At 38.2% G+C, this 1,587-nt stretch carries 1 protein-coding gene and 1 pseudogene; both read left to right on the top strand.

What is annotated here, in order from left to right:
• Positions 1–99: 99 nt before the first annotated feature.
• Complete coding sequence (locus WBV27_RS09110) at positions 100–768, top strand: MurR/RpiR family transcriptional regulator (RefSeq protein WP_424201377.1); 669 nt, start codon at positions 100–102, stop codon at positions 766–768.
• A gap of 356 nt (positions 769–1,124) precedes the next feature.
• Positions 1,125–1,587 (top strand): annotated as a pseudogene (locus tag WBV27_RS09105) (IS4/IS5 family transposase); the annotation flags it as partial.

Below are 1,587 nucleotides of genomic sequence, written 5' to 3'. Positions count from 1 at the left end.
GGCATATGCATCCTGAAAAGATCTAACATAACAACTTGAAACGTGTAGGAGTGTCTGTGTTATAATCTAGGGAAAATGATGATTAGAAAGGAAGCAATCATGTTTACTTTTAGTCAGATGCAAAATTTAAATGAGTTAGAAATGCTTGTTTATAATTATATACAAGAGAATTCCGAAAAAATTGCAAAGATGACAATTCGTGATCTCAGCGAAAAAACACATGTTTCATCAACAACCATTCTTAGATTTTGTTCGAAGATGGACTGCGCAGGATTCTCAGAATTTAAATATAAGTTTAAACAATATTTAGAAGATACAAAAATTGAACCTGTTGACGAAGATGCATCCCAAATGATTGATTTTTTTAAAAAAGTAAACACCATAGAATTTGAGGAAAAAATTACGGCAGCTGCTGAAATGATACTGAATAAGGAGCGATTGTACTTTGTTGGTTTAGGGACAAGCGGCACACTAGGAAAATACGGTGCGCGATTTTTTTCTAATATAGGAAAAGGTGCTCAATACTTGGAAGATCCTTTTTATCCCACAGATAACAGCAGGTATGAGGACACACTTGTAGTTGCTCTTTCGGTGTCAGGAGAGCAACGCTTGCTGTTTAAACAAATTGATGGCTTTAAAAAAGGAAAGGCCACGATTATCAGCATTACAAATACAAGCAATTCTACTCTGGCCAAAATATCAGATTTTAACTTTTCTTACTACATGCCCTCTATTATTTTGCCAGAAAAACATAATGAGTGTTGCTAGCTATGTACTTATTGAAAGGATTAAACCACAAAACTACTTACAAAAATATTTTTATAGCAATAAATGGCGGGGTCTTGCTAGCGTATGCTGTATCGTATATTCTTGCTTTTGTTTTATATTGAATGAATAATGATGGTTCGATGAAACAACACAAAATCGAATACAGACTAAAGTACTGCATCCATTCCCTAATGGACAATGTCATTAACTTAAGCAACTTGACAACTTTAAAAAAAGCGAGAATGCAAAATGCATCCTCGCTTTTTTTTGATGGGAGGTGGAATCTTTTCCTACCCTTCGGGTTTCCCGTTATACTTAATGTAGGATGGTCAACACATTAAAAGGAGGGCTCAAAAATGACGGTCCAACTGATGTCATTTCAGGAATATATTGAGGAGGCCCAAATTATCTATCTGGAAGATATCCGCGAAGGGAACCCACATGCTTTTACCCGAAAAAGGAAAACTACCCCTATCGCATTGATGCTTCAAATGTTTGCGCAAAAGGGGAACTCCCAATTTTGCGAACTCTTAAATTTCTACGAGGATCAGGGGAAGCCTCTCGACATTTCAACCGTCGCTTTTTATAAGGCCCGAATGAACTATAATCCCAAAGCCATCCGGTTGATGATGACTGACTACATGTCCATGATTTATGAAGAGAACGATGACCAATTGGTCAAGCTGAACGGATACATTGTGACTGCGATAGACGGTTCTGACATCATCCTGCCCTCCACGGAGGAAAACGCCAAGAAATACGGTGTGGTTCCTAACCCCAAGGCATCTGCCACTCCGGTGATGGCCTCCGTCTCCCTCC

It is taken from the genome of Trichococcus sp., from assembly GCF_049589555.1.
Lineage (GTDB): Bacteria > Bacillota > Bacilli > Lactobacillales > Aerococcaceae > Trichococcus.
The sequence above is the reverse complement of the archived record's forward strand: the minus strand, read 5'-3'. Positions and strand labels throughout refer to the sequence as shown.